Consider the following 15330-nt stretch of genomic DNA (forward strand, 5'->3'; position numbering starts at 1 on the left):
GAGCTAGGGAGCTAGGGAGCCGGTGTCAGCGTGGGCGGGATCCGCCGGGTGCGGGGCGAGCAGCGGGAGTTGGGAGTTCAGGCGCTGCTCGCACAGCTCCACCAGGCGGTCGTAGCCGTCCTTGCCCATCAGTTCGATCAGCTCGGGGCGGTAGGAGACGTACACCGGGTCGCCCGCGCCGTGCGCCGACGTCGCCGATGTGCACCACCAGTGCAGGTCGTGGCCGCCGGGGCCCCAGCCCCGCCGGTCGTACTCACCGATGGACACCTGGAGGACGCGCGTGTCGTCGGGCCGGTCGATCCACTCGTACGTCCTGCGCACCGGCAGCTGCCAGCAGACGTCCGGCTTCGTCTCCAGGGGCTCGCGGCCCTCCCTGAGCGCCAGGATGTGCAGCGAACAGCCTGCGCCGCCCGCGAAACCGGGGCGGTTCTGGAAGATGCACGAGCCGTTGAACGGGCGGGTCTGGCGGTCGCCGTCCTCGTCCGTGGAGATCCAGCCGGTCTCCCGGCCCACGTCGTGGTGCTGCCAGATGTCGGGCGTGAGCCGCTCCACGTACCCGGCGACGCGCTTCTCGTCGTCGTCGTCCGAGAAGTGCGCGCCCAGCGTGCAGCAGCCGTCGTCGGCGCGGCCCGCCTGGATGCCCTGGCAGCCGCTTCCGAAGACGCAGTTCCAGCGGGAGGTCAGCCAGGTGAGGTCGCAGCGGAAGATCTGCTCGTCGTCGGCGGGGTCGGGAAACTCCACCCACGCACGGGCGAAGTCCAGCCCCTTCTCGTCCGGCTCGCCCCGACCGGCCCTCGCCGTCCTGCCGGACTTCCCGATCTCCTCAGCCTTCTCGGGCCGCCCGACCTTCTCGGCCTTCCCGGTCCGCGTCGCGTTGCCGACCGGTTCGGGCTTCCCGGTCCGCTCCGACTGGTCGCCCTGCTTCGGCTTGCCGACCGGTTCGGGCTTCGCGGCCCGCGTCGCCTTGCCGACCGGCTCGGGCTTCCGGGTCCGCTCCGACTGGTCGTCCTGCTTCGGCTTGCCGATCTGCTCCGGCTTCCCGGTCTGTTCAGGCTTGCCGACCGGCTCGGGCTTCCCGGCCCGTTCCGACTGGTCGGCCGACCCCGGCTTGCTGGCCCGTTCCGACTTGCCGGTCCGCTCCGACCGGTCGGCCTTACCGGCTTTGCCCGGCTTGTCCGCCTTACCGGACTTGCCTGGCTTACCCGGCTTACCCGGCTTACCCGGCTTCTCTGCCTTGCTCGGACTTCCCACCTTCTCCAGCTCCCCTTGCTTCGTCGGCTCCTGGGACCCGGGCGGCGTGGGCGACGACTTCCCCGACTTCGATTTGTCGGCCTTCGTCTTTTTCGTCTTTGGCACGTCTCCAGGGTATGCGGGCGGTGGGCCGCCCGAGGACGGCCCGGTGCCCCATGCGGCGTAGCGTTCCGTACATGAGACTCGGTGTCCTCGACGTGGGATCGAACACGGTGCATCTGCTCGTGGTCGACGCCCATCCCGGCGCGCGCCCGCTGCCCGCGCACTCGCACAAGGCCGACCTGCGCCTGGCCCAACTCCTCGACCCGGCGGGGGCGATAGGCCCCGAGGGCGTCGACCGGCTGGTCGCCACCGTCCGCGCGGCGATGGAGGCCGCCGAGGACAAGGGCGTGGAGGAAGTGCTGCCATTCGCGACCTCCGCGGTGCGCGAGGCGACCAACGCCGATGAGGTTCTGGCCCGGGTCCGGGAAGAGACCGGCGTCGACCTCCAAGTGCTCTCCGGCGAGGAGGAGGCCAAGCTCACGTTCCTGGCCGCCCGGCGCTGGTTCGGCTGGTCCGCGGGCAAGCTCCTCGTCCTGGACATCGGCGGCGGCTCGCTGGAGATCGCGTACGGCATGGACGAGGAACCGGACGCCGCGGTCAGCCTCCCGCTCGGCGCCGGCCGCCTCACCTCCGCCTGGCTGCCGACGGACCCGCCGGACCCCTCGGACGTGAAGGCGCTGCGGCGGCACGTACGCGCGCAGATCGCCCGTACGGTGGGCGAGTTCGCGCGTTTCGGGACCCCGGACCACATCGTGGCGACGTCGAAGACGTTCAAGCAGCTCGCCCGCCTGTCGGGCGCCGCCCGCTCCGCGGACGGTCTCTACGTACAGCGCGAGCTGAAGCGGAGGTCCCTGGAGGACTGGGTTCCGCAGCTCGCCGCGATGACCACGCAGGAGCGCGCGGAGCTGCCAGGCGTCTCCGAGGGTCGGGCCGGTCAGCTGCTCGCCGGGGCGCTCGTCGCGGAGGGCGCGATGGACCTCTTCGGCGTCGAGACCGTGGAGATCTGCCCGTGGGCGCTGCGCGAAGGCGTGATCCTGCGGCGGCTCGACCACCTTCCCCCGGCGTCCTGAGCGGGCCCCCGACGACCTGAGCGCGGCGGAACATGGCATGTGCGGGGCGGAACGAGGCCACCTCCCCGGCGTCCGGGCGCGGCCCGTACCCTGTCCTTCGTGGCAGAACCAGTGGTGCGCATCCCGGATGCGAAGGTCGCCCTGTCGACGGCCTCGGTCTATCCGGAGTCGACGGCGACGGCCTTCGAGATCGCCGCGCGCCTCGGCTACGACGGCGTCGAGGTCATGGTGTGGACCGACCCCGTCAGCCAGGACATCGAGGCCCTGCGCAGGCTGAGCGACTACCACCAGATCCCGATCCTGGCCGTCCACGCGCCGTGTCTGCTGATCACGCAGCGCGTCTGGTCCACCGACCCGTGGGTCAAGCTCCAGCGCGCCAAGGCCGCCGCCGAGAAGCTGGACGCCTCCACGGTCGTGGTGCACCCGCCCTTCCGTTGGCAGCGCAACTACGCGCGCGACTTCGTCGACGGAATCTGGCGCATGGCCGACGAGACGGACGTACGCTTCGCCGTCGAGAACATGTATCCCTGGCGCTACCGCGACCGCGAGATGCTCGCGTACGCCCCCGACTGGGACGTCACCAAGGACGACTACCGCCACTTCACCGTCGACCTCTCGCACACCGCGACCGCCCGCACGGACGCGATGGACATGATCGACCGCATGGGCGACCGGCTCGGCCACGTCCACCTCGCCGACGGCAAGGGCTCCGCCAAGGACGAGCACCTCGTCCCGGGCCGCGGCACACAGCCGTGCGCCGAGCTCCTGGAGCGCCTGGCGAGAACCGGCTTCGACGGGCACGTCGTCATCGAGGTCAACACCCGGCGCGCGATGTCCAGCGCCGAACGCGAGGCCGACCTCGCCGAGGCGCTCGCTTTCACGCGGCTGCATCTGGCCTCCGCGGTGAAGGTGCCCCGCTCATGACCTCGGGCGCGCCGTCGGGGGCCGCCGCTCCGCGCCGCCGGGGACGCCCTTCTCGTACGCAGTCGGAGACCGGACCCGCTACGCGCGACCGCATCCTCCAGGCGGCCCGCGACGAATTCTCCGAACGGGGATACGAGAAGACCTCCGTACGCGGCATCGCCAAGGCCGCCGGCGTGGACCCGGCGCTCGTACACCACTACTTCGGTACGAAGGAGCAGGTCTTCGAGGCGGCCATCACCGTCTCCTTCGCGCCCGCCCTGGAAGCGCCCGCCGCCGTCGAGGAAGGCCCGCTGGACGGGGTCGGCGAGCGCCTGACCCGCTTCATCCTCGGCGTCTGGGAGAACCCCGCCACGCGCGCGCCGCTGCTCGCCATCGTGCGCTCCGCGGTGAACAACGACACGGCCGCCGCGGTCTTCCGCCGCCTCATCGCCACCCAGCTCCTCGGCCGGATCGCGCACCGCCTCGACCTGCCGGACGCGGAGCTGCGGGCCGAACTGGCGGCCGCGCAGCTGGTGGGCATCGCCATGCTGCGGTACGTGATCAAGGTCGAGCCGCTGGCCTCGGCGGACGTGGAGCAGATCATGGCGCGGGTGGCTCCGGTGGTGCAGGGGCACCTGACGGGGGCGTGAGCGACCGGGTGTGAACGACCGGGGCGTGAGTCCAGGAACGTACAACCGGATCGGGTCACCAACTCATTCGCTAACCCGCTCGCTCGCCGAGACACCCGTCCCGCCATCCGGACACCCTGTCCAGATCCTGGAGCCGCGGCGTACGCTCGACAGCAGCCCCATCTCTCCGAAGGAGCGAGCGACGATGCCCGAGCTCAGGTCCCGCACAGTCACCCACGGCCGCAACATGGCGGGCGCCCGCGCCCTTATGCGCGCCTCCGGTGTACCCGGGGCCGACATCGGGCGGAAGCCGATCATCGCCGTGGCCAACTCCTTCACCGAGTTCGTGCCCGGCCACACCCACCTCCAGCCCGTCGGCCGCATCGTCTCCGAAGCGATCCGCGAGGCGGGCGGCATCCCCCGCGAGTTCAACACCATCGCGGTGGACGACGGCATCGCGATGGGCCACGGCGGAATGCTGTACTCCCTGCCCTCGCGCGACCTGATCGCCGACTCCGTGGAGTACATGGTCGAGGCCCACTGCGCCGACGCCCTGATCTGCATCTCCAACTGCGACAAGATCACCCCCGGCATGCTGATGGCGGCCCTGCGCCTCAACATCCCGACGGTCTTCGTCTCCGGTGGCCCCATGGAGGCCGGCCAGGCCACCCTCGTCGACGGCACCGTCCGCAAGCTCGACCTGGTCAACGCGATCAGCGACGCGGTCGACGAGAGCATCTCCGACGAGGACATGCTCCGCATCGAGGAGAACGCCTGCCCGACGTGCGGCTCCTGTTCCGGCATGTTCACCGCCAACTCGATGAACTGCCTGACCGAGGCCATCGGCCTGTCCCTGCCGGGCAACGGCACGGTCCTGGCCACGCACACCGCACGCAAGGAACTGTACGAGCGCGCGGGTGCCACGGTCGTCGAGATCACCAAGCGCCACTACGACGGCGACGACGCCTCCGTCCTGCCGCGCAGCATCGCCACCCACGCGGCCTTCGAGAACGCCATGGCCCTCGACATCGCCATGGGCGGCTCCACCAACACGATCCTGCACCTGCTCGCCGCGGCCAGGGAGGCCGAGGTGGACTACGACCTGACCGACATCGACGCCGTCTCGCGCCGCGTCCCGTGCCTGGCCAAGGTCGCGCCGAACGCCGCGCCCACCACGACGTACTACATGGAGGACGTGCACCGCGCCGGCGGCATCCCCGCGATCCTCGGCGAGCTGTACCGCGGCGGCCTCCTCAACGAGGACGTGCACACCGTCCACTCGCCGTCCATCAAGGAGTGGCTGGACACCTGGGACATCCGCAGCGGGTCGGCGTCGGACGAGGCCGACGAGCTGTGGCACGCCGCCCCCGGCTGCAAGCGCTCCGCCGAGGCGTTCTCGCAGTCCGAGCGCTGGGACACCCTCGACACGGACGCCGCGAACGGCTGCATCCGCGATGTCGCCCACGCCTACTCCAAGGACGGCGGCCTCGGCGTCCTCAAGGGCAACATCGCCGTGGACGGCTGCGTGGTGAAGACCGCGGGCGTCGACGAGTCGATCTGGACCTTCGAGGGTCCCGCGGTCGTCTGCGACTCGCAGGAAGAGGCCGTCGAGAAGATCCTCACCAAGGGCGTCAAGGAAGGGGACGTGGTGGTCATCCGCTACGAAGGCCCCAAGGGCGGCCCCGGCATGCAGGAGATGCTCTACCCGACCTCCTACCTCAAGGGCCGCGGCCTCGGCAAGGCCTGCGCCCTGGTCACCGACGGCCGTTTCTCCGGCGGCACCTCCGGCCTCTCGATCGGCCACGCGTCGCCCGAGGCGGCGTCCGGCGGCACGATCGCGCTCGTCGAGGACGGCGACCGGATCCGCATCGACATCCCGAACCGGACGATCGAGCTCCTCGTCGACGACGCGGAGCTGGACCGCCGCCGCGAGGCGCTCGGCGGCGTGTACGAGCCCAAGGCCCGCGAGCGCAAGGTCTCCGCCGCCCTGCGCGCGTACGCGGCGATGGCGACCAGCGCCGACAAGGGCGCGGTGCGGGACGTGTCGAAGCTCGGCTGAGACCCGAAACCTTTTGGGGCGCGGGCGCGTCCTTGGTGTGAGGAACATGCCAAGGGCGGCCCGCGCCGCCGGTTACGGGGGAACACGATGAGCGAGAACGTCATGACGCCAGAGACGTCCGACGCCACGGACATCGAGGCCGAGACCGAGGCGTCGGCAGCGCAGGCAGCGCAGGCCGCCGCCAGGACCTACCCGATCGCCGCGGACGTCAACGTCCGCTCCGGCCCCGGCACGTCGTACTCCAAGGTCGGCCGCCTCAGCGCGGGCACCCGCGTGACCATCCAGTGCCAGAAATCAGGCGAAACGGTCACGGGCCCGACCGGCACCTCGAAACTGTGGGACCGAATCGGCAGCGGCCGGTACATCTCGGACACGTACGTCCGCACGGGCAGCAACGGCTACGTGGCACCACGCTGCTGACGAGCGCCCCCGGAAGCCGCCGGACTCCGGAAGAGGGGGCTCACCCGGATTTCGGCGGCGGTGTCGTCGTCGAGTCGAAGGCGAGCACGGTGCTCTCGGTTGCGACCCCGACCACGAGACGCCCCCGACGGCGGCGCACGGCCCGGGGAACTGCCGGGCCCCGGAGGAGTGGGCTCAGCCGGATTTCGGCGGCGTCGTCGCGTCGAAGGCGAGCACCGTGTTCTTGGCCGCGGCCACGACCAGCAGGCGCCCGGCGACGGTGACGCGCGGCGCGGCGTTCACCTCGCCCGCCACGCCGTCGGCCCGCGGATTCGTCGTCCACAGCGGCTCGCCCTTGAGTGCGGAGAGCGCGACGACCCTGCCGCTGGCCGAGCTGAAGTACAGCACCCCGTCGCCGTCGCCGTCGCCGTCGCCGTCCCCGGCCACCGGCCCCGACGCGCCCTCCACGCCCGTCTGCCGGGACCACTTCTTCCGGCCGGTCGCGGGGTCGAGCGCCGTGACGAGCCCGGTCCGCCCGCTCACATAGACCGTGCCGCCCGCCGTCGCGGGCGTACCGTCGTACGTCTTCGCCAGGCGCGAGTACGTGACCTTGCGCAGAGCCCGGTCCACCCGTGTCACCCCGTCGAAGCCGACCGACGCCGGTCCCTCCATCCGCTGATGAAGGAGTACGAGACTGTCACCGGCGGTACCGACCGGCATGACGGGGCCCTTGACGGCGACGGCCCCGCCCAGGCGACCCGAGGCCAGGTCGACGGCGCGCAGAACGGGGTGGCGCACCTCGCCCGAGGACACCTCGGCGTCCGGCGCGCACATCGCGTACAGCCGCGTGCCCGCCGGAACCGGCGCGCACTGCGTGCCCGAGGGGAACGGCTCGCGCCACAGCACCTTCCCGCTGTGCGCCCGCCGCCCCTCGAAGCGGGAGTTCGACGCGTCGACCGTCACGACGGTGGAGCCGAGCACCACGGCGTCCCGCGTCCGCCCCGTCACGGCCGTCGACTGGGCGCCGGACGGCACGGACCACAGCTCCTCGCCCTTGTCCGCGTCGACGGCGACCACTTCGGTGGCCGGACCGGTCGCGCCCTCGGCCGCGAAGCGGTAACCGAGCACCGTGTCGTCGGTGACGCCCACCAGATGCATGCCCTGGACCGGCACGCCCGGACTCTTCTCCGTCCACACGCGGGAACCGTCGGACGCCCTGATCCGGGTCGCGACGACCCCGCCGCCCCCGCAGAACAGCGCGTCACCGCGTGCCTCGCACCGCAGCTCGTCCGGGATGTCCGCCCGGCCGCCGGGCACCGTCTTCCGCCACGGCCGGAACCCGTCCGGGAGGGGCGCCCCGGTCGCCGCGACGTTGCGTCCCCCGTCGCCCGCGCCACCTGCGTCACCTGCGCCGCCCGGCCCGCCGGAGTCACCGCCCCGCATCAGCGCGACGCCGCCGCAGATCGCGGCGACGGCGACGACGGCCGCGAGTACGGCACGCGGGCGGCGGCGGGTACCGGGGGCACCGGTGCCGGCCCGCTGCGGGGCGGTCGGAGGCGGCGTGGCGTCATCCGTGGACAGATGGTGCTGCGTATCCGTCTCACGCGTACTGCGCGCGCCACCCCCCGAGGGAGCCGCGCCCCCGAGATCCGTGGGCAGGTCCCGCAGCCGTACGAGGAGTTCGTCCGCCGAGGGCCGGTCCTTCGGGTCCTTCGCCAGGCACGGCTCGACGACCTTCCGCAGCGCGACCGGGACCGAACCCAACGACGGCGGCTCGTGCACGACTTGGTACGCCGTCATGTACGGGCTGTCGGCGTCGAAGGGCCCCTGCCCCGTCGCCGCGTAGACGAGGAGCGTGCCCAGCGAGAAGACGTCGGAGCGCGGCCCCACCCCGCGCGGCGCCTGCAACTGCTCCGGCGACATGAATGGCGGCGTCCCGATGACCCGCCCCGTCATCGTCAGCGTCTGCTGGTCCGCCGCGCGCGAGATGCCGAAGTCGATGACCCGGGGCCCCTCGGGGGAGAGAACCACATTGGACGGCTTGAGATCCCGGTGCACGACCCCCGCACGGTGGATGTCGCGCAACGCCTCCGTCAGACCAATGGCCAGCGTGCGCAGCTCGGCGCCGCCGATCGGCCCGTGCTTGGCGATGCGCTGGGCGAGCGTATGGCCTTCGATGTACGTCGTGGCCATCCACGGATGCGCGGCCTCCGGATCGGCGTCGATCACGGCCGCGGTGAAGGCACCGCTGACCCGCCGGGCCGCGGCCACCTCCTGCCGGAAGCGGATCCGGAACTCCTCGTCGTCCGCGAACTGCTGGTGGATCAGCTTGATCGCCACGGGGCGCCCCGAAGCCGTGCGCGCCAGGAAGACCGTGCCCATGCCGCCGGCGCCGAGCCGCGCCTCCAGCGGATAGCCGCCGATCTCCTCCGGGTCTCCTCCACGGAGTGACACTGTCCGGACCTCCCCGCGATCCCCCGTTACGTCTTACGCCGCCCAACGTAGCCGCCGGGTGGTGGGGGAGGACAAGGAGGGGGACGAATAGGGCGCGCCGCGGCGCCGCGCCACGCAGCCCTCGTGTCGCCGCCCGGCCGGGCACGCCCCCTCACCGGGCGATAATCAAAAGGTGAGCGAAGAACCCACCATCCCCGGCCCGCGGCCCGAGCCCATCCGTTTCTTCGGCGCGACGTGGGTCGCCCACGACGGCGGCTACGGCGCCCGCCGTGCCGGTGTCGCCGTCGGCTCGCTGCTCGCGGCGGCGGCGGGCTGCTTCGTGCTGCGCTTCGCGTACGAGGGTCTGGCCATCGCGGACGTGGGCAAGTTCGTCAACCTCCTCGTCGTCGTGATGTTCGCGATCTGTAGCGCGCTCGCCTTCCGCCGCACCTGGGAGGGTTTCACCAAGCGCCACGACCCGGCGTCCCAGGCCTCGATGCGAGGCCTGCTGACGATCGGCTTCATCGGCAGCCTCCTCGCCTACTTCGTCCGCTCCCTGACCGAGGCCCCGGGTGAACAACTGCACCGCGAGGAGTACGAGGCGGCACGCATCCAGTACGCGAAGCGGACGTCACGACGGACGGGCAACCCGTCACGGAAGAGGCGCAGGGCCTGACGCGCGCCGTTTCCGGCCGCCGCCCCCACGAGCCCTTGACGGGCCACACCCCCCGGAGGATTATTCATCGTGTGATGAATAACAGGCGGCGTCCGAGGGATGCCCTCCTCAGCCAGACCGACGGCGACCAGCCCAACGGCGACGAGACCCGCCCCGGCCCTGGCCCCGGCCCCGCCATCCTCGCCAAGGACCTCACCGTGGTCCGAGGCCCCCGCACCGTCCTCCGCGGCCTCGACTTCGCGGTTCCGCGAGGTCGGATCACCGGGATGCTCGGCCCCTCCGGCTGCGGCAAGTCCACCCTCATGCGCGCGGTTGTCGGCACCCAGGCCAAGGTCACCGGCACCCTGTGCGTCCTCGGCCACCCGGCGGGCGCCCCCGACCTGCGCTCCCGCATCGGATACGTCACCCAGCATCCCTCCGTCTACGACGACCTGTCCGTCCGCCAGAACCTGGACTACTTCGCGGCCGTCCTCGACCCCGGCCGCGGCACCGCCGCCGAACGCCGCCGCGACCACGTCACCCGAGCCATCGATGACGTCGACCTCACCTCGCACGCCGACTCCCTCGCCGGCAACCTCTCCGGCGGCCAGCGCAGCCGCGTCTCCCTCGCCGTCGCACTCCTCGGCGCCCCCGAACTCCTCGTACTCGACGAGCCGACCGTCGGCCTCGACCCCGTACTCCGCCGCGACCTGTGGAACCTCTTCCACACCATCGCCGCCGAACGAGGCGCCGCCATCCTCGTCTCCTCCCACGTCATGGACGAGGCGGAACGCTGCCACCGCCTCCTCCTCATGCGCGACGGCGAGATCCTCGCCGACGACACCCCGGAAGCCCTGCGCGCCCGCACCCACTCCGACACGGTCGAAGCGGCCTTCCTCCACCTCGTGGACGAGGCCACGGCCCCGTCCCGCTGAACGCCAGGAGAGACGAGGAGCCCCCGATGAACCCCTACCGCGCCCTCGCCACCGCCGCCCGCGTCCTGCGCCAGCTCCGCCACGACCCGCGTTCCATCGCGCTGATGATCCTGGTCCCCTGCGTGATGCTGCTGCTCCTGCGCTACGTGTTCGACGGCGACCCCCGCACCTTCGACTCCATCGGCGCCTCGCTCCTCGGCATCTTCCCGCTCATCACGATGTTCCTGGTGACCTCGATCGCCACCCTCCGCGAACGCACCTCCGGCACCCTCGAACGCCTCCTCGCCATGCCCCTCGGCAGAGGCGACCTCATCGCCGGCTACGCCCTCGCCTTCGGCGCCCTCGCCATCGTCCAGTCCGCCCTCGCCACGGGGCTCGCGCTGTGGGCCCTCGGCCTGGACGTCACCGGCTCCGCCTGGCTGCTGCTCCTGGTCGCCCTGCTCGACGCCCTGCTCGGCACCGCCCTCGGCCTCTTCGTCTCCGCCTTCGCCGCGTCCGAGTTCCAGGCCGTCCAGTTCATGCCGGCGGTGATCTTCCCCCAGCTCCTGCTCTGCGGCCTGTTCGCACCCCGCCCCAGCATGCAACCGGCCCTGGAGCGGATCTCCGACATCCTCCCCATGTCCTACGCCGTCGACGGCATGAACGAAGTCCTCCGCCACCCCGACATCACCGGTGACTTCGTACGCGACGCCGTCATCGTCGCCGCCTGCGCCCTCCTGGTCCTCGCCCTGGGCGCGGCGACCCTGCGCCGCCGCACGGCCTGAACCCCGGCCCGTCCGCCCACCGGACGCACCACCTGCCCGACGCACCCCAATGCGAGGATGGCCCTCGGACGACGCAACCCCGGAGGCCCCGCTCATGAGCCGCACCACGAGCCAGAAAGTCGCAGTCCTCGGCACCGGAAAGATCGGTGAAGCCCTGCTCAGCGGCATGATCCGCGGCGGCTGGGCCCCCGCCGACCTCCTGGTCACCACCCGCCGCCAGGAACGCGCCGACGAGCTCCGCACCCGCTACGGCGTCACCCCCGTCAGCAACGCCGACGCCGCCAAGCAGGCCGACACCCTCATCCTCGCCTGCAAGCCCCAGGACATGGCGAAGCTGCTCGACGAACTCGCCCCGCACGTCACCGCCGACCGCCTCATCATCAGCGCCGCCGCCGGCATCACCACCGCCTTCATCGAAGAACGCCTGGCCGAGAGCACCCCGGTCATCCGCGTCATGCCGAACACCCCCGTCCTCGTCGACGAAGGCATGTCCGTCATCTCCGCCGGCAGCCACGCCACCGCCGACGCGCTGGCCCACGCCGAGGACATCTTCGGCGCCGTCGGCAAGACGCTGCGGGTCCCCGAGACACAGCAGGACGCCTGCACGGCCCTGTCCGGCTCGGGCCCCGCCTACTTCTACTTCCTCGTCGAGGCCATGACCGACGCGGGCATCCTGCTCGGCCTGCCCCGCGACAAGGCCCACGACCTGATCGTCCAGGCGGCGATCGGCGCCTCCGTCATGCTCCGCGACAGCGGCGAACACCCCGTGAAGCTCCGCGAGAACGTCACGTCCCCCGCGGGCACGACGATCAACGCCATCCGCGAACTGGAGAACCACGGCGTTCGCGCCGCCCTCATCGCCGCCCTGGAAGCCGCCCGAGACCGCAGCCGCGAACTGGCCTCCGGCAACAACAACTGACGCAGCGGCAAGCCCCGGACCTACGCCCCCGGCGAGAGAAGCGACGAGGTGGTCACCACCTCAGCAAACCCCCCACCATGCAGGGAAACCGCCGAGGCCTGCGCCAACTCCTCCGCCCCACGCCGCCATCCAAAGGGCCCCGCCAGATCAAAGGTGTACGTCGCGTCCAGCGCGAACAACACCTCGTACCCGAGATTCCCACCCATCCGCGCGGTCGTCTCCGCGCACATGTTGGTCTGGATCCCGGCCACCACGAACTGCGTGATCCCCGCGGCCTTGAGCCACGCGTCCAGATCCGGCGTCCCATAGAAGGCCGAGTTCACGGTCTTCGTCAGCAACAGCTCCGGCCCTGCCCCCTTCCCCCGCCGCTCCTCGACGTACTCCTTGAAGTCGTTCCCCTTATAACCCGGCCGCAACGGCGACCCCGGCTTCGGCGAGTCATGCCGTACGAAGACCACCGGACGCCCCGCCGTCTGCCACGCGTCGATCAGTGCGGCGATGTTGTCATCGGCCGCCGGATTGTTCCTGGCCCCCCAGAACTCCTCCTCCTCGAACCCCCTCTGTACGTCCACCACGACCAGCGCTGCGTTCTCTGCGATCTCCATGACCACGATGCTGCCGCCACGGCCACCGCCACCCCAGAGGCGCAGAAGCCAGCGATCGATGGTTTACTGCCACCGTGCCCAGCACCAGCACCGCCGCCTCCACGGAGACCCCCGAACACCCCCAGCGGATCGCCCTCCTCTCCTTTCCCGGCATCCGTGCCTTCGACGTCTCCGTCATCACCGAGGTCTGGGGCACCGACCGCTCCGACCGCGGTGTCCCACGCTTCGACCTCCGCCGCGTCGCCGCGGACCCCGCCCCCGTCCCCATCCGAGGCGGACTCACGCTCGCACCCGACCGCACCCTCGCCTGGCTGACCCGGCTCACCGGCACGGACCTGATCGTCGTCCCCGGCCTGGACGAACACCTCACGCCCGCACCGCAGCCGATCCTCGAAGCCCTGCGCACGGCCCACGCACGAGGCATCACCATCGCGGCCCTCTGCGGCGGCGCCTTCGCCCTCGCCCAGGCAGGACTCCTGGACGGGCGCCGCGCGATCACCCACTGGAACCTCGTCGAACTCCTCCGAACCCATCACCCCCTGGTCAACGTCGAACCCGACGCCCTCTTCATCGAGGACGACAACATCTGGACCGCCGCGGGCACAGCCGCCGGCATCGACCTGTGCCTGCACCTGGTCCGCACCGCCCACGGCTCCGAAACAGCAGCCACCATCGCCCGCTCCATGGTCACCGCCCCCTTCCGCACCGGCACCCAGGCCCAGTTCATCGAGTACCCCACACCACGCGCCGACCGCGACGCCGATGCCCTCGCCTCCGTACGCGAATACGCCCTCCGTCACCTCCACGAACCGCTCACCGTCACCGACCTCGCCACCCGCGCAGGCATGTCGGCACGCTCCTTCGCCCGCCACTTCACGGCAGCCACCGGCACGACCCCACTCCGCTGGCTCCTGGACCAGCGCATCGCGGCCGCACAGAAGCTGCTCGAACGCACCGACCTGCCCATGCCCGAGGTGGCCCGCCGCGCGGGATTCGGCAGCGAGGTCACGATGCGCCAGCACTTCGCATCGCGCCTCGCCACCAGCCCCCGCGCCTACCGCACCTCGTTCACCGGCGGCAACAGCCCGATCGCCCGATAGGCACCGTCCACCGTCGGCCTGGCCATCCCCCTGGCCCGCTCAGCCCCCTGCCGCAACACCTCCTCTACATACGCGGGATCCGCCACCAGCTCCTTGTGCCGCTCCTGTACGGGCCTGAGAAGTTCCACCACGGCCTCGGCGGTGTCCCTTTTCAGTGCGCCATACGACTCGTATACACCGCTCAAGGCTTCTGGGTTCCCGCCTCCGCAAGCGGCGAGGATCTCCAGCAGATTCGAGACCCCAGGCTTTGACTCGCGGTCGAAGGCGACCTCGCTGCCGCTGTCCGTGACCGCCCGCAAGATCTTCTTCCGCACGATGTCCGGCTCGTCCAGCAGATAGACGATCCCGGCCCCCGCCTCGTGGGACTTGCCCATCTTCGACACCGGGTCCTGCAGGTCCATGACGCGCGCCGCCACCTTGGGAGGCGTGGCACGAGGCACCACGAACGTCTGCCCGTACCGCTGGTTGAACCGCACCGCCAGGTCCCGAGTGAGTTCGACGTGCTGCGTCTGGTCCTCACCGACGGGCACCTCGTCGGCCCCGTACGCCAGGATGTCCGCCGCCATCAGCACGGGATAGGTGAGCAGCGACAGCCGCACGCTCCCGCCCCGCGCCCGCTCGCGCACGGACTTCTCCTTGTACTGGATCATCCGCCGCATCTCGCCGTCCGTGGCGACGCACTCCAGCAGATACGAGAGCCGGGCATGCTCGTCGACATGGCTCTGGACGAAGACGGTGGCCCGCTCGGGATCGATCCCCGACGCGAGCAGCAGCGTCGCCGCCTGCCTACTGAGCCTGCGCACCCGACCGGGATCGTGGTCCACCGTCAGCGCGTGCAGGTCCACGACGCTGAACAGCGACTCGGCCCGGTACTGGTCCACCTCGGCCCACTGCCGGATGGCTCCCAGGTAGTTCCCCAGGGTCAGATGCCCCGTCGGCTTGACCCCGCTGAAGATCCTCGTCATCTCTCCGCCTCCTGCTCGGGACCGCCGGCCCGACGACCGGGCTCCGGGTCCTCCAGGGGGAGAAACACGAACGGCCGCCGAGACGGCGGCCGTTGGGTACATGCGTATGTACGGCCGCCGTCAGGCGGCCCACCACAGCTGGGTGTACGCATGCGTTGTCATGCCCTTCAGACTAGCGCTGGGGGGACCCCCCGGCAGGGAGTTGACACTCCAGGAGGGCATACGTAGTGTTCTCCGAGTTGCCCGACGTGAGCGTCGACCACTTGGTCGGTCCCCGGGCAGCCATTCCGCAACAACCATCAAGCGATCGACGTCGCGTTCCCTTCCGGGATCCGCCTTCGGCTCGTTTTCATGTGTATTTGCGAAATGAGGAATCGGCGTTCGAAAGGACGCCCCCGATTAGGTCGGGAGCCACGATTCCGCTAAAGTCTCACTCGTCGGAACGGCCCAACAGCCGCGAAGACAACTCCCGCTGACTGGGAATCAGGCCCGAAAGGATCTGATAGAGTCGGAACCGCCGGAAAGGGAAACGCGAAAGCCGAAAGGCCGGAGCGGGAACCGGAAAGGCACCGAGGAAGTCGGACACGAAAGAGTCTGATAG

General features: G+C 71.0%; 14 protein-coding genes. 10 read left to right on the top strand and 4 right to left on the bottom strand.

Annotated features, from left to right (window positions below):
* Positions 1 to 3: 3 nt before the first annotated feature.
* Positions 4 to 819 carry a hypothetical protein gene (locus tag ACWDVB_RS16460; protein ID WP_451515391.1) on the bottom strand — a complete coding sequence of 272 codons (816 nt, stop codon included), beginning with the start codon at positions 817 to 819 and terminating at the stop codon, positions 4 to 6.
* A gap of 608 nt (positions 820 to 1427) precedes the next feature.
* Between ACWDVB_RS16460 and ACWDVB_RS16465 the strand changes: the two genes are divergently transcribed.
* The 5 genes from ACWDVB_RS16465 to ACWDVB_RS16485 all read left to right on the top strand — a co-directional run bounded on the left by ACWDVB_RS16465 (position 1428) and on the right by ACWDVB_RS16485 (position 6374).
* Positions 1428 to 2363 (top strand): Ppx/GppA phosphatase family protein, encoded by a 936-nt coding sequence (locus ACWDVB_RS16465; protein WP_451515238.1) that lies wholly within the window; start codon positions 1428 to 1430, stop codon positions 2361 to 2363.
* A 99-nt stretch (positions 2364 to 2462) separates the two neighbouring features.
* Positions 2463 to 3287 carry a sugar phosphate isomerase/epimerase family protein gene (locus ACWDVB_RS16470; protein WP_451515237.1) on the top strand — a complete coding sequence of 275 codons (825 nt, stop codon included), beginning with the start codon at positions 2463 to 2465 and terminating at the stop codon, positions 3285 to 3287.
* On the top strand, positions 3284 to 3916 hold the full coding sequence (locus tag ACWDVB_RS16475) for a TetR/AcrR family transcriptional regulator (protein WP_451515236.1): 633 nt from the start codon (positions 3284 to 3286) through the stop codon (positions 3914 to 3916). Before ACWDVB_RS16470 ends, ACWDVB_RS16475 begins: the two co-directional genes overlap by 4 nt.
* Positions 3917 to 4100: 184 nt before the next feature.
* Complete coding sequence (ilvD, locus tag ACWDVB_RS16480) at positions 4101 to 5954, top strand: dihydroxy-acid dehydratase (RefSeq protein ID WP_451515235.1); 1854 nt, start codon at positions 4101 to 4103, stop codon at positions 5952 to 5954.
* Between the two features lie 102 nt (positions 5955 to 6056).
* The gene (locus ACWDVB_RS16485; protein ID WP_451611965.1) at positions 6057 to 6374 is read left to right on the top strand and encodes an SH3 domain-containing protein; all 318 of its coding nucleotides are present in this window, start codon (positions 6057 to 6059) and stop codon (positions 6372 to 6374) included.
* 174 nt (positions 6375 to 6548) lie between these two features.
* On the opposite strand, the gene ACWDVB_RS16490 is transcribed toward ACWDVB_RS16485, so the two are convergent.
* Entirely contained in the window at positions 6549 to 8807 is a 2259-nt protein-coding gene (locus ACWDVB_RS16490; protein ID WP_451515233.1) for a protein kinase domain-containing protein, read from the bottom strand.
* Positions 8808 to 8979: 172 nt separating this feature from the next.
* On the opposite strand from ACWDVB_RS16490, the gene ACWDVB_RS16495 reads away from it, so the two are divergent.
* The 4 genes from ACWDVB_RS16495 to proC all read left to right on the top strand — a co-directional run bounded on the left by ACWDVB_RS16495 (position 8980) and on the right by proC (position 12059).
* Positions 8980 to 9462, top strand: a complete 483-nt coding sequence (locus ACWDVB_RS16495; protein ID WP_451515232.1) for an EamA/RhaT family transporter — start codon at positions 8980 to 8982, stop codon at positions 9460 to 9462.
* A gap of 71 nt (positions 9463 to 9533) precedes the next feature.
* The gene (locus tag ACWDVB_RS16500; protein ID WP_451515231.1) at positions 9534 to 10376 is read left to right on the top strand and encodes an ABC transporter ATP-binding protein; all 843 of its coding nucleotides are present in this window, start codon (positions 9534 to 9536) and stop codon (positions 10374 to 10376) included.
* Between the two features lie 26 nt (positions 10377 to 10402).
* On the top strand, positions 10403 to 11140 hold the full coding sequence (locus ACWDVB_RS16505) for an ABC transporter permease (protein WP_451515230.1): 738 nt from the start codon (positions 10403 to 10405) through the stop codon (positions 11138 to 11140).
* A 94-nt stretch (positions 11141 to 11234) separates the two neighbouring features.
* The gene (gene proC / locus ACWDVB_RS16510) at positions 11235 to 12059 is read left to right on the top strand and encodes a pyrroline-5-carboxylate reductase (protein WP_451515229.1); all 825 of its coding nucleotides are present in this window, start codon (positions 11235 to 11237) and stop codon (positions 12057 to 12059) included.
* Between the two features lie 20 nt (positions 12060 to 12079).
* Here proC and ACWDVB_RS16515 read toward each other — a convergent pair whose 3' ends face one another.
* Positions 12080 to 12664 (bottom strand): cysteine hydrolase family protein, encoded by a 585-nt coding sequence (locus tag ACWDVB_RS16515; RefSeq protein ID WP_451515228.1) that lies wholly within the window; start codon positions 12662 to 12664, stop codon positions 12080 to 12082.
* A 74-nt stretch (positions 12665 to 12738) separates the two neighbouring features.
* Here ACWDVB_RS16515 and ACWDVB_RS16520 point away from each other — a divergent pair, with 74 nt between their 5' ends.
* Positions 12739 to 13764 carry a GlxA family transcriptional regulator gene (locus ACWDVB_RS16520; RefSeq protein ID WP_451515227.1) on the top strand — a complete coding sequence of 342 codons (1026 nt, stop codon included), beginning with the start codon at positions 12739 to 12741 and terminating at the stop codon, positions 13762 to 13764.
* On the opposite strand, the gene trpS is transcribed toward ACWDVB_RS16520, so the two are convergent.
* A complete protein-coding gene (gene trpS / locus ACWDVB_RS16525; protein ID WP_451515226.1) occupies positions 13719 to 14729 on the bottom strand; it encodes a tryptophan--tRNA ligase in 1011 nt (336 codons plus the stop codon). The genes ACWDVB_RS16520 and trpS overlap by 46 nt on opposite strands.
* Positions 14730 to 15330: the final 601 nt, after the last annotated feature.

Source organism: Streptomyces sp. NPDC003379, from assembly GCF_053589195.1.

Bases quoted from the DNA above. Each gene is read 5' to 3' on its own strand.
- ACWDVB_RS16465 (WP_451515238.1), top strand. From the start codon at position 1,428: ATGAGACTCGGTGTCCTCGACGTGGGATCGAACACGGTGCATCTGCTC.
- ACWDVB_RS16475 (WP_451515236.1), top strand. From the start codon at position 3,284: ATGACCTCGGGCGCGCCGTCGGGGGCCGCCGCTCCGCGCCGCCGGGGA.
- ilvD (WP_451515235.1), top strand. From the start codon at position 4,101: ATGCCCGAGCTCAGGTCCCGCACAGTCACCCACGGCCGCAACATGGCG.
- ACWDVB_RS16485 (WP_451611965.1), top strand. From the start codon at position 6,057: ATGACGCCAGAGACGTCCGACGCCACGGACATCGAGGCCGAGACCGAG.
- ACWDVB_RS16505 (WP_451515230.1), top strand. From the start codon at position 10,403: ATGAACCCCTACCGCGCCCTCGCCACCGCCGCCCGCGTCCTGCGCCAG.
- proC (WP_451515229.1), top strand. From the start codon at position 11,235: ATGAGCCGCACCACGAGCCAGAAAGTCGCAGTCCTCGGCACCGGAAAG.
- ACWDVB_RS16515 (WP_451515228.1), bottom strand. From the start codon at position 12,664: ATGGAGATCGCAGAGAACGCAGCGCTGGTCGTGGTGGACGTACAGAGG.
- trpS (WP_451515226.1), bottom strand. From the start codon at position 14,729: ATGACGAGGATCTTCAGCGGGGTCAAGCCGACGGGGCATCTGACCCTG.